A 24,245-nucleotide genomic window follows, 5' to 3' on the forward strand; every position below is an offset into this window, starting at 1 on the left:
GCGCTCACGCCTCACGCAAAGGGATTGGTGTGCTGCGCATCTTCCTGGTGGCAGCCCGGAAACAGCCGATAGAAATTGGCCCGGGTCTGCATCGCCACCTCGTCGACGCTGATGCCACGCACCTCGGCGATACACTCGGCGACTTCCACCACCCACTGGGGTTCATTGGCACGCCCGCGATAAGGCACCGGGGCCAGGAAGGGGCTGTCGGTCTCGATCAGCAGGCGATCCAGCGGCAGCCGCCGGGCCACCTCGCGCAGCGCCTCGGCGCTGGCGAAGGTGACAATGCCCGAGAGCGAGATGTAGTAGCCCAGGCGCACCGCTTCGCGAGCCATGTCGAGATCCTCGGTGAAGCAGTGCAGCACACCGCCCACCGCCGGATCTCCATGCTCACGTATCAGCGCCAGCGTCTCCTCGCGCGCTTCTCGGGTGTGCACCACCACCGGCAGCTCCAGCGACCGCGCCGCCTCCAGGTGGGCGACGAAACGCTGGCGTTGGAGTGCGTGCGGCACACTGTCGACGTGGAAGTCGAGTCCGGTCTCGCCGATGGCTACCGCCGCGTAGCGTTCGGCGCACTCGGCGATGGCCTCGGCGTCGGGCTCCTGCGCCACCGACTGCAGCGGATGCAGGCCGAGTGCGATATCGACATCGGCATGCTCCCGCGTCATTGCAGCCAGCGCCGGCGCACTTTCCAGCGTGGTGGCGATGGCCAGGAAGCGCTGCACGCCCCGCGCCCGCGCCGCGTCGAGGGCGGCGCCGAGATCGCCGCCATAGGGCGTCAGATCGAGGCGATCGAGATGGCAGTGGGAGTCTACGAACATGACGATATCCAGAAAACGGGGGTGATGAGAGGGTCGACGCGACCGCTGCGCCCACGCCGGCGTTGAGTATTCAATCCCAAGAGAGGCCAGCCTGGCTCAAAGCGTATGGCGCGTCAGTGCCGACGGCAACGGATGCGCCTCGAGCCGCGCCTCGATGCGTTCGCGTAGCGCCTGGCCGTCGGCGCCGAAGTGCACGCCGATACCCGCGACCCGGTCGGCGGTACCGGGAGGTGTCAGCCACACTACCTCGCCCTCCACCGGCAGGCGGTCATGGGCGTCGGGCAGCGTGATCAGCAGATAGACCCGCTGGCCCAGGCTGTAGTGTCGCTCGGTGGGCACGAACAGCCCCCCACGAGCCAGCCACGCCAGGTAGGCACTGTGCAGGGTATCGTCGTCGCGGATCGTCAGCGACAGTGCCTTGTGTGAACTCATGACAGCCCTCGGTGAGATAGTGAAAAAAACTCGTCGATGACGTAGAAGCTGCGCCTGGACGATCGCATAGCGCTTCTCGGCCGCGAAGTCTCAAGATCTCAGCAGCGCCGACCAGCGAATCAGCCACGCCTCCATCACCAGCTGCGGGTTGGGGTTGCCCCCCGCCGCCAGCAACCGACGCTGCTCGCGGGCGTAGTCCAGCAACCGAAACCAGTCCCGTACTCGGGCATTCTTGACCGCCTGGCGGTAGAGCGGCAGTAGATCGCTATTGCGCACCCGCCGGCTATCGCCGGAGAGGCCCAGACGAATCAGATCCTCGAGCCAGGCGATGCCATACCAGAGTACGCGATCGAGCGACTGGGCATCGAGTCGCGCTGCCTCTCCCACCGGCTCGCCGCCACGCACCAGCGCGTCGAACAGCTCACGCAGTTCCTGGCGCAGCTGGCGCGCCTCGGCACCGGCCAGCTCCTCGGCGAGCAGCGGTAGCCCGCCAGCGACCCGCAGCCAGAACCTGGCCTCTTCGGCATCGCCAAGACGCTCGCTCAACCAGCGCTCGGCCTCGGCGGCCGGCGGCGTGGCCAGGTTCCAGTGCTGGCAGCGTGAGCGAATGGTCGGCAGCAGCCGCGAGGCGATATCCGACACCAACACGAACAGCGTGCGCTGGCCCGGCTCCTCGAGACTCTTGAGCAGCGCGTTGGAAGCGGCCACGTTCATCGCTTCCGCCGGTTCGATACGGATCACCCGGTAGCCGCCCTGCTGCGCCGTCTGGGACACAAAACCATTGACCTGGCGGATGGCATCGATACGAATCTGACGCGACTTCTCCACCGGCGCGACGCTGATCAGATCGGGATGGTAGCCGGCCGCCAGCATGCGGCAGCCGTGGCACTCACCGCAGGCGACCTCGCCGGGGTTGCGACACAGGGTACGCGCGATCAGCGCCTCCACCAACGGCTGCTTGCCGATCCCGTGGGGGCCCGAGATCAACAGCGCGTGGGGCAGGCGCCCGCTATCCTGGAGCTGGATCAGCCGCTGCCAGCGCTCGCGCTGCCAGGGCATGGGCTCGGCGACTCGCGCCGCCGCGGGAGCGGCATTCATAGCCATGACGCCACCCGCGAGGCGAGGCACTGCTCGATGGCGACGCGTACCTGAGGCAGCGGTGGCGTGGCGTCGATCACCGCGAAGCGCGGCTGCGCCTGGGCGCGGGCGAGATAGGTATCGCGCACCGCCTCAAAGAAGCTCTCCTGCTCGCGCTCGAAGCGGTCACGCTCGCCGCCGCGGCCACTGACACGTTGCGCTGCGATCTCCAGCGGCACGTCGAGCAGCAGCGTCAGATCGGGTTCGAGCCCCTGCTGCACCAGCGCCTCGAGGGTCGCGATACGCGCTGGGTCGAGGCCGCGCCCGCCGCCCTGATAGGCGAACGTGGCGTCGGTGAAGCGGTCGCACACCACCCAGGCGCCACGTGCCAGCGCCGGGCGGATACGCCGCGCCAGATGCTGGGCGCGGGCAGCGAACACCAGCAGCAGCTCGGCGCTTTCGTCCCAGGGTTCGTCGCGCTCGGGATCGAGCAGCAGCTCGCGAATCGCCTCGGCGCCCGAGGTGCCGCCAGGCTCGCGTGTGCGCACCACCTCGATACCCTGGCGGGTGAGCCAATCGCAGACCACGCCGACGTTGGTCGTCTTGCCGACGCCCTCCCCGCCCTCGAGCGTGATGAAGCGCCCGCGGGCGTGCTGCTGTGCTTGTGCGCTCATGCGGTCGTCTCGTGCTGATCTCGTACTGAAGAAAGAGCCTGCCCCCGCAGACGGCGGGTGGCCGAGTCGTGCCATCAGTCGCGGTTCAGGATATAGCGCCTGACCGCGGCATTGTGTTCGCTGAGCGTGCGCGAGAACTGGTGCGAGCCGTCGCCCTTGGCCACGAAGTAGAGCGCATCACCGGGCGCCGGATGCACCGCCGCCTCCAGCGAGGCCAGCCCGGGCATGGCGATCGGCGTCGGCGGCAAGCCGTCGATCACATAGGTGTTGTAGGCGTTCTGGCGCTGCAGGTCGGCGCGGGTGATATTGCCGACATAGCTGTCGCCCATGCCGTAGATCACGGTCGGGTCGGTCTGCAGGCGCATGCCTTTCTCCAGCCGTCGCACGAAGACGCCGGCGATCTCACGACGCTCAGAGGGTACACCGGTCTCGCGCTCGATCAGCGAGGCCAGAATCAGCGCCTGGTAGGGGCCGTCGAGGGGCAACCCGTCGTCACGGGAAGCCCAGACCTCGTCGAGGGTCTTGTGCATGCGTGCATAGGCGCGCTTCAGCACTTCGAGATCGGTCACGCCCTTGTGGTAGCGATAGGTATCGGGGAAGAAACGCCCTTCCGGGTGCTCGTCCGGATGCCCCAGGGCGCGCATGATCTCGGTATCGCTCATCTCGGCGGTGCGGTGATCGAGTTTCTCGGCGCCGTTCAGTAGCTGGCGCATCTGCCGAAAGGTCCAGCCCTCAGGGATCGTCACCCGGTAGGTGACCACCTGATCGCTGGAGAGCTTGGCGATCAGCTGGCGGCCGCTCATGTCCGGCTCGAGCTGGAACTCGCCAGCGCGCAGCCCCTGCATCGCGCGCGGCTCCACCCGTGCCAGCACCCGGTAGGGCCAGGCTGCGGCGATGATGCCACGCTCGGCGAGATCGTCGACCACCTGCGAGAACGCCGCACCGCGCGGCACTTCATAGACGGTCGCACTGTCGAGGGCGATGGGCCCATCGAGCTGCGACTGCCAGTAGCGATAGCCGGCAAAGGCGGTCAACGCCGCCAATACCATCAGCACCACGAAAATCTTGAGAAGACGCATGCCACTTCCTTAAATGGCCCGGTTTCCCCGGAACCTTACTGCCGCCACCCGGATGCCCGGGCGACGCGGATGTCAGGGCGCTGCCGCGCGCCGCCTGTTCAGGTGTCGGAACCCACGGATAGCCGAGCAGCGGGTGCGCCAGACGGCGCAAAAGATCGTCGGCCGCGACCTCCCAGCGCCGCAGCACCGCGCCCTCGGTGTCACGCAGCACGCGGATCGGCCACACCCCCTGGACGCTGTTGCAGACCCAGGCGGCCTCGGCCTGCTGTAGCCGCTGAGGCTCGGCCCGCACTCGCTGCAGCGGGGTCTCGGCGTCGAGCGCCGCCAGCAGCGTGCCGGCGACCCCGGCCTGGTCGAGCAGCGGGGTTTCCAGGCGCCCCTCGTGCAACCACACCAGGTTCATCGCCGTCGCTTCGACCAGATAGCCCTCGCTATCGCACATCAGCCCCTCGGCAATGGTGTCGTCATCCCACTCCTGACGCGCCAGCACATTCTCCAGCCGAGCCAGATGCTTGAGCCCGGCCAGGCGCGGCTGCCGCCCCAGACGCAGTTCGCACAGCCGCACCTCGACCCCCGCAAACCAGCGCTGAGGCGCCGGGTCGAACGCGGTCGCGCTAAAGCCCCAGCGCGGCTCCGGCTCGAGCGGCGGACGGTAACCACGCCCGCCGCTGCCGCGGGTGACCACCAGCTTGAGCACCTGGAGCCCGGCACCACACGCCGCCGGCAGTGGATCGAGCCGCGCCCGTGGCGGTGCCGGCAGGCCCAGGCGCGCGCACCCCTCGGCAAGCCGCGCTAGATGTGCCTCCCACAGCAGCGCCCGGCCGTCGCGTACCAGCACGGTCTCGAACAACCCATCACCGTAGGCAAAGCCGCGGTCGTCCAGGGTTAGCATCAGATCCCGCATGCGCTCGTCACACCCGCGTGAAGATCAGCGAGCCGTTAGTGCCACCGAAACCGAACGAGTTGGAGAGCGTGGTATCGATCTTCATCTCGCGCGCGGTGTGCGGCACGTAGTCGAGTACACAGCCCGCGTCGGGGTTATCGAGATTGATCGTCGGCGGCGCGACCTGATCGCGGATCGCCAGCACGCAGAAGATCGCCTCCACTGCCCCGGCGGCGCCCAGCAGGTGGCCGATCATCGATTTGGTCGAGCTCACCGCGACCTTGTTCGCTGCCTCTCCCATCACCCGCTCCACGGCGCGGCTTTCGGCGACGTCGCCCGCCGAAGTCGAGGTCCCGTGGGCATTGATGTAATGGACCGCAGAGGGGTCGATAGCGGCATCGTTGATCGCATTCTGCATCGAGGCCGCAGCACCGCTGCCATCTTCCGGCGGCGACGTCATGTGGAAGGCGTCATCGCTCATGCCGAAACCGGTCAGCTCGGCGTAGATGGTGGCACCGCGACGCTTGGCGTGCTCGTACTCCTCGAGCACCATGACCCCCGCGCCGTCGGAGAGCACGAAGCCGTCGCGATCGCGGTCCCACGGGCGGCTCGCCGCCTGCGGATCGTCATTGCGCGTCGACAGCGCGCGTGCCGCCGAAAAGCCGCCCAGTCCCAGCGGCGTGGTGGCCATCTCGGCACCGCCGCAGAACATCACATCGGCATCGCCATAAGCGATGGTGCGCGCACTGTAGCCGATATTGTGGGTGCCGGTAGTACAGGCGGTGGTGATCGCGATGTTGGGACCCTTGAAGCCGTGCTGGATCGCCAGACTCCCAGAGATCATGTTGATGATCGAGCCAGGCACGAAGAACGGGGAGACTCGGCGCGGGCCGCCCTTGTTGAGCGCATCGTGGTTGCGCTCGATCATCGGCAGCCCGCCGATCCCGGAGCCGATCGCCACGCCGATACGGTGGGCGTTCTCCTCGGTGCAGGCGATGCCGGAGTCGCGCATGGCCTGAGTGGCGGCAGCCACGCCGTACTGGATGAACAGGTCCATCTTGCGTGCTTCCTTGGGGTTCAAGTACTCGCCGATGTCGAAGTTCTTGACCGCCCCGCCGAAACGCGTATTGAAACCTGCCGTGTCGAAATGCTCGATCGGCGCGATGCCACTCTTCCCTGACAAGAGTTGCTGCCAACTCTCCTCGACCGTGTTGCCGACCGGGGTCACCAGACCCAGGCCGGTCACTACCACTCTTCTACGCGGCATCGAATCTCCTCCGAACTCCGTCATTGCCACGAGCCATGGCGGCGGCCCATCCAAGTCCCGCCGCCGGCCCGCACACCGAAACGCGCGAATTATACCCGATCCCCGTCGCCGATGGGCGACCCGCTGGCCGCGGAAGGCAGGCTGTCGGCGCCATTCGCTTACGCCCACGGACACATTGCCGCCCAGATTAACACAGCGAGAATGGCATACAGGTGACCCCGCAAACGCAGAAAGCCGCTCTCATCGAGAGCGGCTTTCATAACATCGGCCGATCAGCCGGCAGCCTGGCTCCATCGAATGATGGAGGTAAGCGCCTTACTGGTGGGCGTTGATGTAGTCGATCGCTTCCTGCACGGTCGTGATCTTTTCTGCTTCTTCGTCGGGAATTTCGGTGTCGAATTCCTCTTCGAGCGCCATCACCAGTTCGACGGTATCCAGCGAATCCGCGCCGAGGTCTTCGGTGAAGGAGGAGGAGTTTTGAATGTCCTCTTCCTTGACGTTCAGGCGTTCGGCAACAACCTTCTTAACGCGCTCTTCGATGGTGCTCATTATGTCGTTACTCCTAATGGTACGAATCCGCCAGCTAAAAGCTGCGGCTAGTTTATAGACCACCCCCAAACGACGCAACCCGCGTCGCGGAGGGATTACCGCATGTTCATACCGCCATTGACCTGCAGCGTTTCACCGGTGATATAACCGGCCGCATCGCTGGTCAGAAAGCCGATGGCGGCGGCGATCTCTTCAGGCTGACCCAGGCGCGCCAGCGGGATCTGACCCAGCAGCGCGTCGCGCTGGGCCTCCGGCAGCGCCTGAGTCATGTCGGTGTCGATGAAACCGGGCGCCACCGCATTGACGGTGATGGCGCGCGAGGCGACTTCACGCGCCAACGCACGGGTAAAGCCTTCCAGGCCCGCCTTGGCGGCAGCGTAGTTGGCCTGCCCCAGGTTGCCCATCATCGCCACCACCGAGCTCACGTTGACGATACGGCCGAAACGCGCCCGAGTCATCCCCTTGAGACTCGTCTTGCACACACGATAGACCGACTTCAGGTTGGTATCGAGCACCGCGTCCCACTCGTCTTCCTTCATCCGCATCAGCAGGTTGTCGCGCGTGATGCCGGCATTGTTGACAACGATGGTGGGTGCAGCATAGGTCTCGGTGATGCGCTTGAAGATGGCCTCGACACTGGCCTGATCAGTGACGTCGAGCGCCAGACCCAGCCCCTCGATATCGTGGGCCTTGAGATCCTCGTCGATCCGCGCCCCCCCTCTCACTGGTGGCGGTGGCGATCACGATGCGCCCCTGACGCCCCAGTTCGCGGGCCACGGCGCGACCGATACCCCGACTGGCACCGGTCACCAACGCGACTCTACGTTCGGTCATGATGTCATCCTTTAAGGCTCTTGAACGTCCAACGCCTCGCGCGCCAGCTCGAGGGCGGAGGACAGCGTGTCGGGGTCGTTGACGGCCAACCCCTTGATCTGACGCTGAATGCGCTTGTTGAGTCCGGTCAGGACCTTACCCGGGCCACACTCGATGAAGACACCGGAGCCGGCCTCGAACATGGCGTTGACGCAGTCCGTCCAGCGCACCGGGCGGTACAGCTGCTCGACCAAGCGCTGGCGCAGCGCCTCCACCGTCGCCGGCACTTCGGCATTGACGTTCTGGTAGACGGCGTAGCGCGGCAGCTTGATGTCGAGCTCAGCAATCGCCGCCTCGACTCGCGCCGCGGCGGGCTTCATCAGCGCACAGTGCGAGGGTACCGATACCGGCAGCGGCAGCGCACGCTTGGCACCCGCCTCCTGGCACAGCGCGATGGCACGATCCACCGCCCCCTGATGTCCGGCGATGACCACCGACCCGGCGAATTGTAGTTGACCGCAGCCACCACCTCGTCGCCGGCAGCCTCACGACAGGCCTGCTCAACCGCAGTATCGTCGAGCCCCAGGACCGCTGCCATGGCACCCACGCCTGCCGGCACCGCCTCCTGCATCGCTTCACCGCGCAGCCGCACCAGACGGATACCTTCGGCGAAGCCCAGCGCACCAGCACACACCATGGCACTGTACTCGCCTAGGCTATGCCCGGCCATCATGCTCGGACGCGGTCCTTCGAGCTCCTGCCATACCCGCCACACGGCGACGCTCGACGCCAGCAGCGCGGGCTGGGTGCAAGCAGTGGCGTTGAGCTTCTCCTCGGGGCCTTCCTGAACGACATGCCACAGGTCGTAACCCAGCGCTTCGGAAGCCTCGTCGAACGTGGTGCGAACCACGCTGTAGCGTTCGGCCAATTCCCGCAGCATTCCTTGCTGCTGAGAGCCCTGCCCGGGAAAGACCAGAGCCAGTGATTGCGTCATCGCGCTCCCCTGAAGTGATGAATCGTCGGTTCCCGTCGTATCACGAGACCCGCTATCCACTCGACCGACATCGTCGACCGACGAGATAGCAGATGTCGCCGCCACTGCCGACCAGGCCCCACGCAGATGCTCCGGCAACCCCACCGCAATTTCGCGCACGGCGCGATCGATAGCGAAGGCGAAGGCGCGATCATTGGCGTTGCCGTGGCTCTTGACCACGATCTGATTGAGCCCCAGCAGGCTGGCACCGTTGTGGCGCACCGGGTCCAGCTGCGCCTTGAAGCGCATCAGCGCCGGGCGTGCCAGCGCGCTGACCAGACGCGTGCTCCAGTGAGACTCGAAGGTCTCCTGCAGACGCTTGAGCAGCATCTGGGCGACCCCTTCGCTGGCCTTGAGCACTGCGTTGCCGACGAAGCCATCACACACCACCACATCGGCCGCGCCGGAGAAGATGCCATCTCCCTCCAGATAGCCGATATAGTCAAAGGTATCGGTGTCGCGCCCGCGCAACTCGGCGTCGGCCTCGCGCACCCGGGCCACACCCTTGCCCGCCTCGACACCGACGTTGAGCAGCGCCACCCGCGGGCGCGCGACGTCATCGACGGCACGGCACATCAGAGCACCCATGTGGGCGAAGTCGACCAAGTGCCTGGCGTGCACCTCGACACTGGCGCCGAGATCGAGAAGATAGCAGCGGCCGGCATGACGCGTGGGCACGGCGGTACTGATGGCAGGCCGCGAAATCCCCGGCACGCTACCGAGTTCACGCCGCGCCAGCGCCATCAGCGCACCGGTATTGCCACAGCTGACACCGGCTTGCATCTCGCCTCGGGCCACCGCCTGCAGCATGCTGTGCAAACTGGTCGCGCCCGGATTGTCGAGCACATCCATCGGTGCCATCGCCTGAGTAACCACCCTGGGAGCATCACTCAGCGCGATACGTCCGCGCGCCTCACGCGAGGCCCCCAGCTGCGCAAGCAGCCTCTGCAGCTCGGCCCGCGGGCCGAAAAGCGTCGGCTCGAGGGTCGGATGGCGCTGGAGCGCCAGCAGTATCCCCCGACAGTAGCGCGGGGACCGAAGTCCCCGCCCATGGCATCGATGGCGATGCGCATTGCCCGCGCGTCAGCGTCAGTCGCCGTGATTAAACGTCGATGACCTTGCGACCACGGTAGTAGCCGTCCGGGGCGACGTGGTGACGACGATGCGTGGTGCCGGTTTCCTTGTCCTGGGACAGGGCCGGGCTGCTCAGCGCATCGTGTGCGCGGCGCATGCCACGCTTGGAACGGGTCTTGCGGTTCTGTTGAACGGCCATGATGATGACTCCAACGTCAGTGTCATTCGGTTTTAGAGTTTTCCCTTCAACGTCTTCAAGACATCGAAGGGGCTATCGGCTCGAGCGGGCACCTGTTCGTCGGCGCTCTCTCCGCTCTGCATCTGATCACGCGAGACGGCACACTCCGCCTCTTCGTGATAGACCACCTGAGGAAGACTCAGCAGCAGCTCGTCTTCGATCGCCTCAAGCAGGTCGAGATGTTCGTTGTCGACCAGTACTGGCTCGTACTCACTCGGCACCTCGGAAGCCAGCGCGTCACTACTCACCACGGCGAGCTGGAAACGGCTCGACACCGGCACGCTCATCGGCTGCAGGCAGCGTCGGCACGGTATCTGTAGCTGCGCCGACAGCTCGCCTTCGATCAGGTGACGGCGCTGGGCATCGCGCCCGAACTGCAGCGACACCTGAGCCTGCCCGCTCTGCGAACCGATCTCGGCGGCTAGGCGCGACAGCGACTCGAGGTCGACAGTGCCCTCGAGTAGCTCATGGTTGGCCGCGAGGCGATACGGCTCGACGGTCGCGGGGATTCGTCTGGTCAACATAGGCGCGCCATAATAGGGATTCGACCTGTCTCTGTCAAAGCACTTGGTCGCGACTATGCTGGAGAGATCGCTGGAGATATGCAGACGCCGCAAGGTGACGACACGAAGAGCGCCGACAGCACCTACGCGTCCCGCCAGGAGCGGCATGATAGCCTGACAGTGGCCAGCGTTCGCGCACTCGTTTTCTACTGCCATGCGCGAGTCGTCGGCAAATAGGCAAAGCAGCGAGTCACTGGCGAGCTCCTGCCAGGCGTGAAACGTTCGCAGTTAAAACAAACTGGCCCTAATGATTGAGTAATAATGAATGAGTAATAGTGACTGACCAAACCACCTTGCTGACAATCGCTTCCCCATCTTGCTGCCCCTCGAGAAGCGAGGACCGTCGTGTCATTCACCGCCAGGATGCCGCGGTCCAGCAGCCTCATTCCACCGCCACGACAACCATTGAGTAAGGAAAGCCCATGCCGCGACTGGTACTCGCCTCCAGCTCCCCCTACCGCCGCCAGCTACTGGAGCGCCTGGCCCTCCCCTTCACCTGGGCTGCACCCGATATCGATGAGAGCCACCACGAGAATGAGACACCGACGGCGCTGGCGCACCGCCTGGCGCTCGGCAAGGCGCAGGCCGTCGCGGCGCAGTTTCCCGCGCATTTGATCGTCGGCTCCGACCAGTTGGCGCTATTCGAGGATGACATTCTGGGCAAGCCGGCGATCACGCCACCGCCTGTGCCAACCTGCGCCGCTTTTCGGGGCAGCGCGTGCGCTTTATGACCGGCCTCGCCTTGGTCGATACCGCCAGTGGCCGCCACTGGGTCACCCACGACACCTACGACGTGCATTTTCGACAGCTCAGCGACGCCGAGATCGAAACCTACGTCAGCCGCGAGCGCCCCTTCGACAGTGCCGGCAGCTTCCGCATGGAAGGGCTGGGTGTCGCCCTGTTCGAGCGTTTCGAAGGCAGCGACCCCAATACCCTGATCGGGCTACCGCTGATGCGCCTGTGCGAGCTGCTGCGCGAAGCCGGCATGGACCCGCTGGCAGAGACACCTCAGGGCAGCTGATAGCGCACCGGCGAGACCGCCCCGCTGATGCCCAGCCAGTGCGCCGCTGCCTGAGTCAGCTTGTTGGAGAACAGCGACCAGGGATCGAGCGCCGGGGTGTAGTCCTCCAGGCTGACCTTGCCCAGGCGACTGCGCGAGAGCTGCTCGAGATTGCTGATATCATCGATCAGCCCCAGCTGCAGCGCCTGCTGGCCGGTCCATATCAGCCCGGAGAAGATGCGCGGGTCTCGCTGAGACGCTTGCCGCGCCCCGACTTCACCGCATCGATGAACTGCTGGTGCGTGGTGTCGAGCACCGACTGCCAGAATTCGCGCTGCGCTGGCGCCACGGCGAGAACGGGTCGAGAAAGGCCTTGTTCTCGCCCGAGGTGAAAACCCGGCGCTCGACCCCCAGCTTGTCGATCGCCCCCTGCAGACCAAAGCCCGCACTGATCACCCCGATCGACCCCACCCAGACTGGGGCGAGGCGTAGATCCGATCTGCCGCCGAGGCCATATAGTAGGCACCGCTGGCGCCGATATCCTCGATCACCGCCAGGATCGGCTTATCACCCTGGGCTTCGAGATAGCGAATCTCGTCATCGACCCGCTGCGACTGCACTGGACTGCCGCCGGGACTGTTGATGTGCAGCACCACTGCCTCGCTGTCGGGATCGCGCCAGGCGCGCCGCAGGCCCTCTATGATGCGCTCGGCACTCGCCTGCCCCTGGGCATCGATGGGCCCCAGACGTCGACCACACCCAGGTGACGCTCGCCACTGGCGGCATCCTGCCCCTGGGCGAGCAGCAGGCCGTAGGCACTCAGCGCCAGCCCGGCAATGACCACGCCGACGAACAGCAGACGAAAGAAGATCTTCCAGCGCCGCGAGCGCCGCTGCTCGGCCAGCACGTCGCCGATCCAACGGTCGAGCAGCCGAATCTCGGCCAGCCTGACACTCTCGCTCTCGCTGCCGGATGCGGCCTCCACGCCTTCACGCCGAGCCTGGGCCGCCTCCGCGGAGAGCTCGGGACCATCGGTCCAGTCGTCGTGTCTTTGGTCACTCATCTGCTCACTCCTTGCGCCAGACGCGCAGCGATCAATGCGAACGCCTGGTGGCGTCAGGCGTTACGCGCAGCCTTCTCGGGCCGGGCCGGGCAACAGCCACTCGACCAGACCGGCAAAATCATCGGCGACCCATACCGGCTCACTGGCGAGCAGCCGCTCGCGCGCATGGACTCCATAGCTCACCGCCACGCGGTCCATGCCCAGCGCCCCGCCATCTCCAGATCGTACTCGGTATCGCCGACCATGACCGCCGCTTCGGGCGGTAGCCCACATGCCGCCAGCAGCTCTTCGAGCATCTGCGGATGCGGCTTGGAGCGGGTCTGGTCGGCGGTGCGGCTGGCCACGAACCACTCGCCGCAGCCGTGGTGGTCGAAGACGCGATCGAGACCCCGCCGACTCTTGCCGGTGGCCACCGCCAGGCGGCACTCGGGCGCCTCGCGCAGCCGCGCAACACCCTCAAGCACGCCGGGAAAGAACGGTGACGGCACCTGGTCGGCAAGGCGAAACTGACGACTGAACGCGGCCTGCAGGGTGTCCCGCTCCAGCGCCCCGATTCCCGGGTAAAGCGCCTCCATCGCCTCCGGCAGGCCCAGCCCGATGATGTCGCGGATCGCCGCCGGCGTCGGTGCTGCCCAGCCGAGTTCGCTCGCGGCAGCCTCCATGCAGGCGACGATCCGCGCCGCCGAGTCCATCAGCGTGCCGTCCCAGTCGAAAATCACCAGCCGATAACGGCAGGCCCGCGGCAGCCTCTGCTCACAAGCCTCAAGAGGCATGTCGCGCCCGCTCCAGTGCACGTTCCAGCGACGCCTCCAGCGGCGCACGCGCTTGCACGTCGCGGCCGCTCTTGGGATCGGGGAAAGTCAGCGTCAGCGCATGCAGAAACAGTCGATCCAACCCCAACCCCCGGGCCATGCGCTCGCCCTCTGGCGTACCGTACTTGTCGTCGCCCAACAAGGCATGCCCGGCGTGGGCCGCGTGCACGCGTATCTGGTGGGTGCGCCCGGTCACCGGCTCGGCTTCTATCAGGGTCACCCGGGGCAGCGTCTCGCGCACGGCAAAGCGGGTGCGCGAGACCTTGCCGGCGTCGTCCACGCGCACCCGGCGCTCACCGTTGCCGGCGTCGTAGCGATCCAGCCGCGCGCTGACATAGTCGCGCCGCGCCGGCCAGCGCCCCTGGACCAGTGCCAGATACTTCTTCTCCATGCGCCGCTCCTTCATGGCGGCGTTGAGCGAGAGCAGCGCGGTGCGATTCTTGGCCAGCAGCAAGCAGCCCGAGGTGTCACGATCGAGACGGTGCACCAGTTCGAGAAAGTCGAGATCCTCACGCACCTGGCGCAGCGCTTCGATCAACCCGATCTTGACCCCGCTGCCACCATGCACCGCCAGCCCGGAGGGCTTGTTGATCACCAACCAGTCGGGGCTTTCGACCAGCACGCTGCCGGCGAGCAGATTGCGCAGCCCTTCACTGGCCTCCTTGACCGCGCTCTCCGGCGTCAGCCGCAGCGGCGGCACGCGCACGAGGTCGCCACTCTGCAGCCGATAATCGGCCTTGATCCGCTTCTTGTTGACCCGCACCTCGCCCTTGCGCACGATCCGATAGATCAGCGACTTCGGCGCGCCCTTGAGCCGGGTACGCAGAAAATTGTCGATCCGCTGCCCCGCCTGGGACTCGCTGACTTCGATGAACTGGACTTCCTGGCCCTCGGCCATGCTTGACTCCTCGGCAACGCAAATCGGCGGCCTCTGGCGCCGACGGCCGGCCATTCTAACGCACTCCCCGAACGGCGCGACCTCAATTGCCGCCTGCGCGCCATTACTGTTATATTGCGATGTCGCTCAGTGGATATCTCCACGTCGGCGCCAGCCCCTGAATACGCTGGCCGGAGCGAAAAAATGTCTCGATCCCCCAGAGGGTTAGCGAAATTCACACGCTCTGGGTCGATCAAAACACGTTTGGAACGCCCTGCCCCTGCCGCGAGCCACGCGCTGACGACAACGCCAGCGCACCTCCTTCAGGGAAACCCACAAGTATCGGTGGAAGGCGTCGCCGAACCGAACAATGCCAAGTGATATAGACGGCAGTCTGCGGGACCGGATGCGGCTGATCGATGCGCACCGTGACATGTTCCGCACCGTTTCGTACTCAACACATGTTCGTGCAGCACCCAGACAAGCAGGTCAGGACAGCAGAGATGCCAAGGTAATCAGCCAGCACGCCAAAGGCTCTGCGACGAGCGTCGACCCGACTGTGGCCGGGTGGACAATAGACCACCCGGCGCGCAGCGACCGGGCAGTCCTTTCGAGTCCAAACGCGGTTCCACGCGTTGGTGACACGCCAAGTTCTTTCTGGCTCACGCTAAGCTTGTTCCTCCTGCGGGGTCGCTCCACCAATGTGCGCGAGCACAGCACGACCGCTTGCGGTTCGTCGTCGCCGATTCAGGCCTGCCTTCCACCGGCACGCTGAATTTGCGAGATGTCATGAAAAGAATGCTGATCAACGCGACCCAACCGGAAGAGTTGCGCGTCGCCCTCGTCGATGGCCAACGCCTCTACGATCTGGACATCGAGTCCGGCGCCCGGGAGCAGAAGAAGGCCAACATCTACCGGGGCAAGATCACCCGCCTGGAACCCAGCCTGGAAGCCGCCTTCGTCGACTTCGGCGCCGATCGTCACGGCTTTCTGCCGCTCAAGGAGATCTCCCGCGAGTACTTTTCCAAGGAACCCTCGGGGCGCCCCAATATCAAGGAGGTGCTCAAGGAGGGACAGGAAGTCATCGTCCAGGTCGACAAGGAGGAGCGCGGCAACAAGGGTGCGGCGCTGACCACCTTCATCAGCCTGGCCGGGCGCTTCCTGGTGCTGATGCCCAACAACCCGCGTGCCGGCGGTATCTCGCGGCGCATCGAGGGCGATGAGCGCAGCCAGCTCAAGGACGCCATGGGCCAGCTCACGCTGCCCGACAAGATGGGCGTGATCGTGCGTACCGCCGGGATCGGCCGCTCGTCGGAAGAGCTGCAGTGGGATCTCGACTATCTGGTACAGGTGTGGGAAGCGATCACTGCCGAAGCGGTCAAGCGCCCCGCCCCCTTCCTGATCTACCGCGAATCCAACGTCATCATCCGTGCGATGCGCGACTACCTGCGCCAGGACATCGGCGAGGTGCTGATCGACAGCCCCGCGGTCCACGAGGAGGCGCTCAGTTTCATCCGCCAGGTAATGCCCTCGTATCAGCAGAAGATCAAGCTCTACAGCGATGACGTGCCGCTGTTCTCGCGCTTTCAGATCGAATCCCAGATCGAGACCGCCTATCAGCGCGAGGTCAAGCTGCCCTCCGGTGGTTCGGTGGTGATCGACCATACCGAGGCTCTGGTCTCGATCGACATCAACTCGGCACGCGCGACCCGCGGCGCCGACATCGAAGAGACCGCGCTGCAGACCAATCTTGAGGCAGCCGACGAGATCGCCCGCCAGCTGCGTCTGCGTGATATCGGCGGCCTGGTGGTGATCGACTTCATCGACATGTCACCGGCGCGCAATCAGCGCGAGGTGGAGAACCGGGTACGTGATGCGCTCAAGCTCGACCGGGCACGAGTCCAGATCGGCCGCATCTCCCGCTTCGGCCTGATGGAGATGTCACGTCAGCGTCTGCGTCCCTCGCTGGGCGAGACCAGCGGCGTGGTCTGCCCACGCTGCGACGGTCAGGGCACCATCCGCGACGTCCGCTCGATGGCACTCTCGATCCTGCGCCTGATCGAAGAGGAGGCAATGAAGGAGCGCAGCGCGCAGATTCGCGCCATCCTGCCGGTGCCCGTCGCCACCTATCTGCTCAACGAGAAGCGCAACGTGCTCTCTGACGTCGAGCGGCGCCAGAAAGTACGCGTACTGCTACTCCCCAACCCCGACATGGATACGCCGCACTACGACGTCCAGCGCCTGCGCGACGACCACGTCTGCGAAGAGGGTGACGAGCACAAGTCGAGCTATGAACTCTCGGTCGAGAGCGAAGCGATCAAGGAGCCGGAAACCAGTCTGGCCAAACCGATCCAGCGCACCCAGGCGGCCGTGCAGACCGTGCTCCACACCGCCCCTGCCCCGGATTCGCTGCATCAGGAGCCGGAAGCGCCAGCGCCCCAGCCGGCCGCCGCGCAACCCAAGTCACAGCCGCAGCCGGCCAAGGCCGAACCAACCAGGTCCGAGCCCGTTGCCGCACAGCCGCAGGCGGCACATAACGGTGGCCTGATCCAGCTGTTCCGCGGCCTGTTCGGGCGTCGTCGCGCCGACGAGGAAGTCTCTCGCCCGTCCAGCGACAGCCAGACGCGCAATACCGGCGGCAACGACAAGCCGGCGTCGCAAAACGGTGGTGGTAACCACAGCAACCGTAACGGGGACTCGCAGCGCAGCGGCGAGCAGCAGCGCAATAGCGGTGCCAAGCGTGACGGCGACAATGGCAAGCAGGCCGATGCCGGTAACGACAGCCGCCAGGGCAATCGGGGCGACAACCGTCAGGGCAACGGCAACAATCGCCGGCGCCGGCAATCGGACGACCGTCAGAGCGGTAACGACAACCGCAACGATGGCGGACGTAACGGCAATCGCCAGAACGGCAACGACAACCGTCAGAACGGCGGCGACAACCGCCAAAAGGACGACGGCCGTCAGGGCAGCAGCGATAACCGCCAGAGCGGTGACGACGCGCGCCAGCAAAGCAATCGCCAGGCCCGCCAGGAGAGCCGCGGCAAGAGCGAACGCAGCAGCGAGAATCGCGCCGAGACGGCCAAGCCCGACAACGCCGGCAAGCCCAAGACGTCGCGTCAGGCCGACACCGCGGATAGCGCTGCCGCCCCGCAGGAGAGCGTCGACAGCAAGCCGAAGCGTATGCGCAACAACCCGCGCAACCGCAGTCGCCAGCACGCGCTGAACCCGGCCGCTGCCGAAGAGCAGCAGCGTCTGCAAGCGGCCGCCGCCACGGTAGACAGCGAAGCGCCCCAGGCCGCTGCCGCCAAGACCGAGGCCAAGCCGGAAGTCGACGCCAAGCCGGAAGGCGACACCAAGGCGCAGCCGCAGGCCGCCAAGCCTGACGCAGCCAAGGCCGACGCCAAGCCGGAAGCAGAAACCAAGGCGCAGCCGCAGACCACTAAGTCTGACGCAGCCAAGGCCGACGCCAAGCCGGAAGGCGACGCCAAGGCGCAGCCGCAGACCACCAAGTCTGACGCAGCCAAGGCCGACGCCAAGCCGGAAGGCGACACCAAAGCACAGCCGCAGGCCGCCAAGCCTGACGCAGCCAAGGCCGACGCCAAGCCGGAAGGCGACGCCAAGGCACAGCCGCAGGCCGCCCCGTCTGACGCAGCCAAGGCCGACGCCAAGCCGGAAGGCGACGCCAAGGCGCAGCCGCAGACCGCCCAGCCTGACGCAGCCAAGGCCGACGCAAAGCCGGAAGCAGAAACCAAGGCGCAGCCGCAGGCCGCCCAGGCTGACGTAGCCAAGGCCGACGCCAAGCCGGAAGTCGACGCCAAGGCGCAGCCGCCGGCTGCCCAGGCTGACGTAGCCAAGGCCGATGCCAAGCCGGAAGGCGACACCAAGCGCGAAGCCAAGGCACAGCCGCAGGCTGCCCAGGCTGACGTAGCCAAGGCCGAGGCCAAGCCGGAAGCCGATGCCCAAGCGCAGCCGCAGGCCGCTCAGTCTGAAGTTGCCAAGCCGGCAGCAGAAACTAAGCCGCAGGTTGCTCAGGCCGACGTCGCCAAGGCCGAGGCCAAGCCGGAAGCCGATGCCAAGGCGCAGCCGCAGGCCGCCCAGCCTGACGCAGCCAAGGCCGAGGCCAAGCCGGAAGTCGACGCCAAGGCGGAGCCAGAAGCCAAGGCAGATACCGTAGCGCCACAGGCAGCGACGGCAGAGAGCGCCCAGGCCGAAGAGGCTCAGCCGCAGGCCAAGACAGACGAAGCCAATGCTTCACGTCCGCCCCGCCGCCGCCGCGCGCACAACGACCCGCGCGAGAAGCGGCGTCGTGAACAGGGCAACAGCGACAGCTGATCGCGCCCACCACGCAAAAAGCCCAGACCTCGGTCTGGGCTTTTTGTTGTTCGTGCCAGCGCTATCACTGGCACGCTCATTCGCGGGTGAAGCGGCGTCAGCGCTAGGCTTCGACCTCATGCACCTGGCGCGGCTCCCGCTCCAGGGTGATACCGAAGGTGGCGTGAACGTGCTCGGCTATCGCCGCGGAGAACGCCAGCAGCCCGGCGAGATCGCCGCCGCCGAAATGTACCAGTACCAACGCCTGGCGCGAGTGAACGCCGAAGGCGCCCTGTCGCCACCCCTTAAGACCACAGCGCTCGATCAGCCAACCCGCGGCCAGCTTGACCTGGCCGTCGAGCTGGGGTAGCACGGCAGATCGGGATAGCGCTGCGCCAACTGCGCTGCGCGCGACGCGGACACCACGGGGTTCTTGAAGAAACTGCCGGCGTTGGGCAACTCTCGCGGATCGGGCAGCTTCTCTCGGCGGATGGCGCAGATGGCTGAGAAGATCTCCTGCAGTTCCGGGCGCTTCGACACACGCTCGGCGAGCACACCGTAACCCAGCTGCGGAGACGCGCGGCGTGACAGGCGCAGCGCCAGCCGCGTGATCACGACCTGATTGGCCAGCTCGCGCTTGAATACGCTGTCACGGTAACCGAGCGCACAGGACGCGGACGTCAGCCGATGGCACTGGCCGTCCCGGCGATCGACGAACTCCACCCAGAGCAGTACATCGCTGAGCTCCACCCCGTAGGCACCGATATTCTGGATCGGCGCGGCCCCGGCAAGACCGGGGATCAGCGCCAGATTCTCGATCCCCCACAGCCCGCGCTCGACGCACGCCGTCACCAGCGCGTGCCAGCCAACACCAGCCCCCACCTCGACCACCACGGACTCACCCTCACCCGAGGTGAAGGTGATATCGGGCAGCTCAGGCACCAGCACCAGGCCGACAAGATGCGCCGGCAGCAGCAGGTTACTCCCCCCGCCGAGCACGCTCAGCGGCCAGTCGTTGGCGTTGGCCAGACGCAGCGCCACAGCGACCTCTGCGCTATCCCGCGCGCACCAAAAGCGTTCGGCGACACATGGCAGTGCCATGGTGTTGGCACGACTGAGATCACGCGCGTATTCGAGCGCTGCGGGCTCACGCATGGGGCACCGCCGGGAGGCGCTGGGCAAGGCTCTCGGCCAGGCCCTCGACCGCCGCCTCGATCCGCTCGATAGCGAACGTGAAGCCGGCTTCACCGCCATAGTAGGGGTCGGGCACGTCACTTTCGGGCTCACCGAGATAGGACAGCAGCCGCGCGACACGCGCTCGACTCGCAGCCGGCGCCAGCATCAGCGCCTGCTCGAGATTGTCGCCATCCATGACCAGGATTCGTCATAGCGCTCGAAATCCTCGCGCACCAGCTGGCGAGCGCGCAGCTCGCTGAGGTCGATACCCCGCGCCTGCGCCGCGCGCTGGGCGCGCAGGTCCGGCGGCTGCCCCACGTGCCAGGCCCCGGTGCCGCAGGAGTCGACCGCGACTCGCGCGCTCAGACCCAACTGCACCAGGCGCTGGCGCAGCATGCCCTCGGCGGTCGGCGAGCGGCAGATGTTACCCAGGCAGACGAAGAGCACCCGATAGCTCGGCTCACGGTCAGCCATGCGCCCCCCGTGCGACGAAGTGCTCGCGCACCCGCTCCAGATCCTCCTGGGTGTCCACACCGCCGGGATAGGGTGAAGTGACGTCGGCGACCTGGATCAGGTGGCCATGCTGCAGCGCACGCAGCTGTTCCAGCTGCTCGAGCTGCTCCAGCGGCGCCGGCGGCCAGGTCACGTACTCGGCCAGAAAACCGGCGCGGTAGGCATAGAGCCCGATATGCCGGCGCCAGGCATCGGTCTCCAGCAGCGTCGGCGGCTGGGTCTTCCAGGCGTTGCGATCCCACGGGATCGGTGCGCGCGAGAAATAGAGAGCCCGCCCGCTGAAGTCGGTGATCACCTTGACCACGTTGGGATTGAACAGCGTCTCCACATCGTGGATTGGCTCGGCCAGGGTAGCGATCGACGCGCGCGGATCGGCTGCCAGACGCTGCGCCACCAGGTCGATGGCTGCGGCCGGCAGCAGCGGCTCATCGCCCTGAACATTGACCACCAGGGTATCGGCTGCCAGCGCCAGCGCCTCGGCGACCTCGGCGAGGCGGTCGGTTCCAGAGGGGTGATCGCCACGGGTCATCACGACCTCGGCGCCAAACGCGCGCGCCGCGGCCTCGATCCGCGCATCGTCGGTCGCGATCACGATCCGCACCGCACGACTCTCGCTGGCGCGCTGCCATACATGCTGCACCATCGGCAGGCCAGCGATCTCCATCAGCGGCTTGCCCGGAAGACGGCTCGACCCGTAGCGGGCCGGAATGACGACGACAAATTCACTCATGGTGCCGGCGCCGCCTTGCCGAGCTTCTCCTCGGTGCTCATCACTCGCGCCTCGCTCTCGAGCATCACCGGTATGCCATCACGGATCGGATAGGCCAACCCGCTGACCGAGCTCTTGAGTTCGTTGCGTTCGCGGTCGAAGGTCAGCTCGCTGTGGCTGACGGGACAGATCAGCATCGCTATCAGTTCCTTGTCCATGGTCTCTCCTCGTGGCGATTCGGGACGGACAGAGGTCCGTCCGCGATATGTCTCTAGTGGCCGGCGCCTTCCTTCACGGACGCTCGCGGCGTGGCGATCAGGCTCGCCGCTGCCACTGCTCGACGCACGCCGCCCACCACTGCTCGAAGCCGGCATCCGGCGCGGCGATCACATCCAGCACCCAGCAGCGCTCGTCGGCGAAGCCGCGGCACTTGACCCCATCCTTGGCCGTCATCACGATCGGCCGATCGCCTGCGGGCAGGTCGGCGGCGCTGAAGGCGTGGTGATCGGCGAAGCGCCGGGCGCGATGGGCCACGCCCAGCGCAGTCAGCGTGTCGAAGAAGCGCTGCGGATGGCCGATCCCCGCCAGCGCCTCCACCGGCGCATCGGTGGCGAACGGCGGCGTCTCGATCGGCCGGGTCGCGCCGCTGAGCAGATGGCGCCAGGCGCGTGGACGCACCTGCATGACGAAGCGCGGCACCCCGGGTGCGTCGTTCTCGCACAGCGGATCGAGCCCGCCGTTACCGATCAGCGCATCGACCGCCGCCAGGCGCTCCAGAGGCTCACGCAGGGGTCCCCGCGGCAAGCAACGGCGATTGCCGAAACCGCGTTGGCCATCGACCACCGCGATCTCGAGTGTCCGCCCCAGGGCGTAATGCTGCAAGCCGTCGTCCGCCAGCAGCACGTCGCAGCCACGCGCCTCGATCAGCGCCTGGGCAGCGCGCGGGCGGCGCGGGTCGACCGCCACCGCAACGCCACTCTGCTGTGCCAGCATCAGCGGTTCGTCTCCGCTATGCACCACCGGCGTCTCGGCGTCGACCAGCAGCGGATAGCCCGGCGCCTTGCCACCATAGCCGCGCGAGACGATTCCCGGACGCCAGCCTTGGGCCACCAACCACTCGGCCAGCCACGCCACCAGTGGCGACTTGCCGGTGCCGCCCACGCTCAGATTGCCCACCACCACCAGCGGTACCGGCGGCTGCCACACCTCACGTCGGCCCTGCCGATAGGCCGCACGGCGGCGGCGGACGACGCCGCGGTAGAGCACCTCGAGGGGTTGGAGCAGCGCCAACCAGGGGGCGCCTTGATACCAGGCGCGCTCGAGTGGCGTCACGTCTGCTCCTGGAACTGCAGCCGATAGAGCGAGGCGTAAGCGCCCTCCTGAGCCAGCAGCTCGGCGTGGGTGCCGCTCTCGATCAGCTCCCCCTGCTCCATCACCACGATACGATCGGCACGCTCGATGGTCGACAGGCGGTGAGCGATGACGAAGGTGGTGCGCCCCTGGCAGACCGTCTCCAGCGCCTGCTGGATATAGCGCTCGGACTCGGTATCCAGCGCCGAGGTCGCCTCGTCGAGAATCAGTATCGGGGCGTCCTTGAAGATCGCGCGAGCAATCGCCAGGCGCTGGCGCTGGCCGCCGGAGAGCATGACGCCGTTGTCACCGACCAGCGTGTCATAGCCCTGCGGCAAGCGCTCGATGAACTCATGCGCATAAGCAGCCTTGGCGCTGGCGATCACTGATTCTCTCGATGTCTCAGGCGCGCCATAGGCGATGTTCTCGGCGATCGTGGTGTTGAACAGCGTCACCTGCTGCGACACCAGCGCGATCTGCTGGCGCAATGGTGACAGCTGATACGCCTGGATATCGATATCGTCGATCAGAATGCGCCCAGCGGTGGGTCGATAGAAGCGGGGCAACAGGCTCATCAGGGTCGACTTGCCGCTGCCCGAGCGTCCGACAATGGCCACCATCTGCCCCGCCGGCACTTCCAGGTCGATGCCCTTGAGCACCTCGGGCTGTCCCTCGGCATAGGCGAAGCGCACATCCTCGAACCGTACCTGACCGGTCAGTCGATGCGGCTCGCGCTGGCCCTCGTCGACCTCGGTTGGCTGCTCGAGCAGGCCGAACAGCTCCTGGGAAGCGGAGAGTCCCTTCTGGATGATGCTGTTGACGTCGGTGAGCGAGCGGATCGGCTTGGCCATCAGCGATGCGGCGGTGATGAAGGCGACGAACTCACCGGGGGTCATGGCATTCATCAGCTCGGGCGCCATGGCCAGCCATACCAGACCCGCCAGGGCCAGCGCTACCAGCAGCTGAATCACCGGGGTGCTGGTGGCCTTGGTCATCGCCTCCTTGATGCTCTGCTCGCGGTTGTAATTGCTCGCCGCCTCGAAGCGTTGCTTCTCGTAGGCTTCGGCGCCGTGAGTCCGCACCACGCGATAGCCGGTCAGCGCCTCGGAAGCGACATGCGTGACGTCCCCCATCGAATTCTGGATGCGTCGGGAGATGCGCCGAAAGCGTTTACTGGTGTAGCGCACCACCAGCCCGATCAGCGGCGTCACCGCCAAGAAGATCAGCGTCAGCAGCCAGTTGGTCCACAGCAGATAGCCGATCAGGCCGATGACGAAGAGCCCCTCGCGCAGGATGACGGTGATCGCGTTGGTGGCCGCGCCGGTGACCTGCTCGACGTGATAGGTCACGCGCGAGATCAGATGGCCGCTGGAGTGCATGTCGAAGAAGCGCCCCGGCAGATGCAGCATATGGTTGAAGACGTTGCAGCGCAGCTTGTGCACCACGTTACGTGCCACGTTGCTCATATAGTAGGTGCCGAGGAAGGTGCCCACGCCCCGCGCGGCGAACATCATGATCACGAACAGCGGCAGAAAGTAGCGAAAGTCGGCATCGGGATGCTGGATACCGTCGATCAGCCGCTTCATCATCTCCGCCAGCGCGGTGCTGGAGGCGGCATAGATCGCGTAGCCCACCACCGCCAGCGCGAAGGAGCGCCACTCCGAGTGCACGTAGGTGAGAAGACGTCGATAGAGCGCCCAACTGGAAGCTTGTGACACGGTGACTCCGTTCGACTGGATAAAAAGCGCCTCACCCGCGGCCGCGCGAGCTCGGCAAGCGGCCGAGCCAGTGCCGGCGCGAGGCGATAACCATCAGGCCAGCGACACGCGCCGCGGGCGCATTCAGGGGCTGGATTCTACCCCAACATCCCCAGCGTCGACAGTCGCCCGGCGCGACCAGCCCGGATGGCGCTGGGTCTCGACCTCAAT

Annotated in this window: 23 protein-coding genes and 5 pseudogenes; 2 read left to right on the forward strand and 26 right to left on the reverse strand. The window is 66.2% G+C overall.

Annotated elements, in window-relative coordinates; translation table 11 throughout:
* Positions 1 to 11: 11 nt before the first annotated feature.
* The 13 genes and pseudogenes from CN538_RS18010 to CN538_RS18070 all read right to left on the reverse strand — a co-directional run bounded on the left by CN538_RS18010 (position 12) and on the right by CN538_RS18070 (position 10,464).
* Positions 12 to 821, reverse strand: a complete 810-nt coding sequence (locus CN538_RS18010) for a TatD family hydrolase (RefSeq protein ID WP_106420321.1) — start codon at positions 819 to 821, stop codon at positions 12 to 14.
* Positions 822 to 917: 96 nt separating this feature from the next.
* Entirely contained in the window at positions 918 to 1,253 is a 336-nt protein-coding gene (locus CN538_RS18015) for a PilZ domain-containing protein (protein ID WP_106420322.1), read from the reverse strand.
* 90 nt (positions 1,254 to 1,343) lie between these two features.
* The gene (locus CN538_RS18020) at positions 1,344 to 2,351 is read right to left on the reverse strand and encodes a DNA polymerase III subunit delta' (RefSeq protein ID WP_207233552.1); all 1,008 of its coding nucleotides are present in this window, start codon (positions 2,349 to 2,351) and stop codon (positions 1,344 to 1,346) included.
* Positions 2,348 to 3,004, reverse strand: a complete 657-nt coding sequence (gene tmk / locus CN538_RS18025; protein ID WP_106420323.1) for a dTMP kinase — start codon at positions 3,002 to 3,004, stop codon at positions 2,348 to 2,350. Before tmk ends, CN538_RS18020 begins: the two co-directional genes overlap by 4 nt.
* 74 nt (positions 3,005 to 3,078) lie before the next feature.
* The gene (gene mltG, locus CN538_RS18030; RefSeq protein WP_340638357.1) at positions 3,079 to 4,053 is read right to left on the reverse strand and encodes an endolytic transglycosylase MltG; all 975 of its coding nucleotides are present in this window, start codon (positions 4,051 to 4,053) and stop codon (positions 3,079 to 3,081) included.
* Positions 3,959 to 4,987, reverse strand: a complete 1,029-nt coding sequence (gene pabC, locus CN538_RS18035; RefSeq protein WP_340638180.1) for an aminodeoxychorismate lyase — start codon at positions 4,985 to 4,987, stop codon at positions 3,959 to 3,961. Before pabC ends, mltG begins: the two co-directional genes overlap by 95 nt.
* Before the next feature lie 7 nt (positions 4,988 to 4,994).
* Positions 4,995 to 6,233 carry a beta-ketoacyl-ACP synthase II gene (gene fabF, locus CN538_RS18040; protein ID WP_106420325.1) on the reverse strand — a complete coding sequence of 413 codons (1,239 nt, stop codon included), beginning with the start codon at positions 6,231 to 6,233 and terminating at the stop codon, positions 4,995 to 4,997.
* 315 nt (positions 6,234 to 6,548) lie between these two features.
* Positions 6,549 to 6,782, reverse strand: coding sequence for an acyl carrier protein (gene acpP / locus CN538_RS18045; RefSeq protein ID WP_035474582.1), 234 nt, complete (start codon positions 6,780 to 6,782; stop codon positions 6,549 to 6,551).
* A 95-nt stretch (positions 6,783 to 6,877) separates the two neighbouring features.
* A pseudogene (gene fabG, locus CN538_RS18050) lies at positions 6,878 to 7,619 on the reverse strand (3-oxoacyl-ACP reductase FabG).
* 8 nt (positions 7,620 to 7,627) lie between these two features.
* Positions 7,628 to 8,589: pseudogene (gene fabD, locus CN538_RS18055) on the reverse strand (ACP S-malonyltransferase).
* Between the two features lie 186 nt (positions 8,590 to 8,775).
* Positions 8,776 to 9,642 (reverse strand): annotated as a pseudogene (locus tag CN538_RS18060) (phosphate acyltransferase); the annotation flags it as partial.
* Between the two features lie 88 nt (positions 9,643 to 9,730).
* Positions 9,731 to 9,901: a 50S ribosomal protein L32 gene (gene rpmF / locus CN538_RS18065; protein WP_106420326.1), complete on the reverse strand. Its 171-nt coding sequence runs from the start codon at positions 9,899 to 9,901 to the stop codon at positions 9,731 to 9,733.
* Between the two features lie 32 nt (positions 9,902 to 9,933).
* Entirely contained in the window at positions 9,934 to 10,464 is a 531-nt protein-coding gene (locus CN538_RS18070; RefSeq protein ID WP_106420327.1) for a YceD family protein, read from the reverse strand.
* Positions 10,465 to 10,925: 461 nt separating this feature from the next.
* On the opposite strand from CN538_RS18070, the pseudogene CN538_RS18075 reads away from it, so the two are divergent.
* A pseudogene (locus CN538_RS18075) lies at positions 10,926 to 11,524 on the forward strand (Maf family protein).
* A gap of 255 nt (positions 11,525 to 11,779) precedes the next feature.
* Here CN538_RS18075 and CN538_RS25640 read toward each other — a convergent pair.
* The 5 genes and pseudogenes from CN538_RS25640 to CN538_RS18090 all read right to left on the reverse strand — a co-directional run bounded on the left by CN538_RS25640 (position 11,780) and on the right by CN538_RS18090 (position 14,276).
* Positions 11,780 to 12,018 (reverse strand): annotated as a pseudogene (locus CN538_RS25640) (S49 family peptidase).
* 182 nt (positions 12,019 to 12,200) lie between these two features.
* Positions 12,201 to 12,566, reverse strand: coding sequence for a hypothetical protein (locus tag CN538_RS25650; RefSeq protein WP_340638183.1), 366 nt, complete (start codon positions 12,564 to 12,566; stop codon positions 12,201 to 12,203).
* Positions 12,567 to 12,626: 60 nt separating this feature from the next.
* Positions 12,627 to 12,749: a hypothetical protein gene (locus CN538_RS25655; RefSeq protein WP_340638184.1), complete on the reverse strand. Its 123-nt coding sequence runs from the start codon at positions 12,747 to 12,749 to the stop codon at positions 12,627 to 12,629.
* On the reverse strand, positions 12,746 to 13,339 hold the full coding sequence (locus CN538_RS18085) for an HAD-IA family hydrolase (protein ID WP_340638185.1): 594 nt from the start codon (positions 13,337 to 13,339) through the stop codon (positions 12,746 to 12,748). Before CN538_RS18085 ends, CN538_RS25655 begins: the two co-directional genes overlap by 4 nt.
* Entirely contained in the window at positions 13,329 to 14,276 is a 948-nt protein-coding gene (locus CN538_RS18090; RefSeq protein WP_106420328.1) for an RluA family pseudouridine synthase, read from the reverse strand. Before CN538_RS18090 ends, CN538_RS18085 begins: the two co-directional genes overlap by 11 nt.
* 768 nt (positions 14,277 to 15,044) lie before the next feature.
* Between CN538_RS18090 and CN538_RS18095 the strand changes: the two genes are divergently transcribed.
* The gene (locus tag CN538_RS18095) at positions 15,045 to 18,590 is read left to right on the forward strand and encodes an Rne/Rng family ribonuclease (protein WP_164999654.1); all 3,546 of its coding nucleotides are present in this window, start codon (positions 15,045 to 15,047) and stop codon (positions 18,588 to 18,590) included.
* A 103-nt stretch (positions 18,591 to 18,693) separates the two neighbouring features.
* Here the strand turns inward: CN538_RS18095 and CN538_RS25660 are convergent, their stop codons facing one another.
* The 8 genes from CN538_RS25660 to msbA all read right to left on the reverse strand — a co-directional run bounded on the left by CN538_RS25660 (position 18,694) and on the right by msbA (position 24,035).
* The gene (locus CN538_RS25660) at positions 18,694 to 18,942 is read right to left on the reverse strand and encodes a hypothetical protein (protein ID WP_340638186.1); all 249 of its coding nucleotides are present in this window, start codon (positions 18,940 to 18,942) and stop codon (positions 18,694 to 18,696) included.
* Positions 18,894 to 19,724: a UDP-N-acetylmuramate dehydrogenase gene (murB, locus tag CN538_RS18100; RefSeq protein ID WP_340638187.1), complete on the reverse strand. Its 831-nt coding sequence runs from the start codon at positions 19,722 to 19,724 to the stop codon at positions 18,894 to 18,896. The genes CN538_RS25660 and murB overlap by 49 nt, the downstream gene beginning before the upstream one ends.
* Entirely contained in the window at positions 19,717 to 19,941 is a 225-nt protein-coding gene (locus CN538_RS25665) for an arsenate reductase/protein-tyrosine-phosphatase family protein (RefSeq protein WP_207233553.1), read from the reverse strand. Before CN538_RS25665 ends, murB begins: the two co-directional genes overlap by 8 nt.
* Complete coding sequence (locus CN538_RS25670) at positions 19,911 to 20,219, reverse strand: arsenate reductase/protein-tyrosine-phosphatase family protein (protein ID WP_207233554.1); 309 nt, start codon at positions 20,217 to 20,219, stop codon at positions 19,911 to 19,913. Before CN538_RS25670 ends, CN538_RS25665 begins: the two co-directional genes overlap by 31 nt.
* Complete coding sequence (gene kdsB / locus CN538_RS18110) at positions 20,212 to 20,988, reverse strand: 3-deoxy-manno-octulosonate cytidylyltransferase (RefSeq protein WP_106420330.1); 777 nt, start codon at positions 20,986 to 20,988, stop codon at positions 20,212 to 20,214. The genes CN538_RS25670 and kdsB overlap by 8 nt, the downstream gene beginning before the upstream one ends.
* Positions 20,985 to 21,185, reverse strand: a complete 201-nt coding sequence (locus tag CN538_RS18115) for a Trm112 family protein (RefSeq protein WP_035474558.1) — start codon at positions 21,183 to 21,185, stop codon at positions 20,985 to 20,987. Before CN538_RS18115 ends, kdsB begins: the two co-directional genes overlap by 4 nt.
* 97 nt (positions 21,186 to 21,282) lie before the next feature.
* The gene (gene lpxK, locus CN538_RS18120) at positions 21,283 to 22,299 is read right to left on the reverse strand and encodes a tetraacyldisaccharide 4'-kinase (RefSeq protein ID WP_106420331.1); all 1,017 of its coding nucleotides are present in this window, start codon (positions 22,297 to 22,299) and stop codon (positions 21,283 to 21,285) included.
* Positions 22,296 to 24,035, reverse strand: coding sequence for a lipid A export permease/ATP-binding protein MsbA (gene msbA / locus CN538_RS18125; RefSeq protein WP_106420332.1), 1,740 nt, complete (start codon positions 24,033 to 24,035; stop codon positions 22,296 to 22,298). Before msbA ends, lpxK begins: the two co-directional genes overlap by 4 nt.
* Between the last annotated feature and the right edge of the window lie 210 nt (positions 24,036 to 24,245).

It is taken from the genome of Salinicola tamaricis, from assembly GCF_003006155.1.
GTDB lineage: Bacteria > Pseudomonadota > Gammaproteobacteria > Pseudomonadales > Halomonadaceae > Salinicola > Salinicola tamaricis.

Coding starts and splice junctions, on each gene's coding strand:
- CN538_RS18010 (WP_106420321.1), bottom strand. CDS start 821: ATGTTCGTAGACTCCCACTGCCATCTCGATCGCCTCGATCTGACGCCC.
- CN538_RS18015 (WP_106420322.1), bottom strand. CDS start 1,253: ATGAGTTCACACAAGGCACTGTCGCTGACGATCCGCGACGACGATACC.
- CN538_RS18020 (WP_207233552.1), bottom strand. CDS start 2,351: ATGAATGCCGCTCCCGCGGCGGCGCGAGTCGCCGAGCCCATGCCCTGG.
- tmk (WP_106420323.1), bottom strand. CDS start 3,004: ATGAGCGCACAAGCACAGCAGCACGCCCGCGGGCGCTTCATCACGCTC.
- mltG (WP_340638357.1), bottom strand. CDS start 4,053: ATGGTATTGGCGGCGTTGACCGCCTTTGCCGGCTATCGCTACTGGCAG.
- pabC (WP_340638180.1), bottom strand. CDS start 4,987: ATGCGGGATCTGATGCTAACCCTGGACGACCGCGGCTTTGCCTACGGT.
- fabF (WP_106420325.1), bottom strand. CDS start 6,233: ATGCCGCGTAGAAGAGTGGTAGTGACCGGCCTGGGTCTGGTGACCCCG.
- acpP (WP_035474582.1), bottom strand. CDS start 6,782: ATGAGCACCATCGAAGAGCGCGTTAAGAAGGTTGTTGCCGAACGCCTG.
- rpmF (WP_106420326.1), bottom strand. CDS start 9,901: ATGGCCGTTCAACAGAACCGCAAGACCCGTTCCAAGCGTGGCATGCGC.
- CN538_RS18070 (WP_106420327.1), bottom strand. CDS start 10,464: ATGTTGACCAGACGAATCCCCGCGACCGTCGAGCCGTATCGCCTCGCG.
- CN538_RS25650 (WP_340638183.1), bottom strand. CDS start 12,566: ATGAGTGACCAAAGACACGACGACTGGACCGATGGTCCCGAGCTCTCC.
- CN538_RS18085 (WP_340638185.1), bottom strand. CDS start 13,339: ATGCCTCTTGAGGCTTGTGAGCAGAGGCTGCCGCGGGCCTGCCGTTAT.
- CN538_RS18090 (WP_106420328.1), bottom strand. CDS start 14,276: ATGGCCGAGGGCCAGGAAGTCCAGTTCATCGAAGTCAGCGAGTCCCAG.
- CN538_RS18095 (WP_164999654.1), top strand. CDS start 15,045: ATGAAAAGAATGCTGATCAACGCGACCCAACCGGAAGAGTTGCGCGTC.
- murB (WP_340638187.1), bottom strand. CDS start 19,724: ATGCGTGAGCCCGCAGCGCTCGAATACGCGCGTGATCTCAGTCGTGCC.
- CN538_RS25665 (WP_207233553.1), bottom strand. CDS start 19,941: ATGGATGGCGACAATCTCGAGCAGGCGCTGATGCTGGCGCCGGCTGCG.
- CN538_RS25670 (WP_207233554.1), bottom strand. CDS start 20,219: ATGGCTGACCGTGAGCCGAGCTATCGGGTGCTCTTCGTCTGCCTGGGT.
- kdsB (WP_106420330.1), bottom strand. CDS start 20,988: ATGAGTGAATTTGTCGTCGTCATTCCGGCCCGCTACGGGTCGAGCCGT.
- CN538_RS18115 (WP_035474558.1), bottom strand. CDS start 21,185: ATGGACAAGGAACTGATAGCGATGCTGATCTGTCCCGTCAGCCACAGC.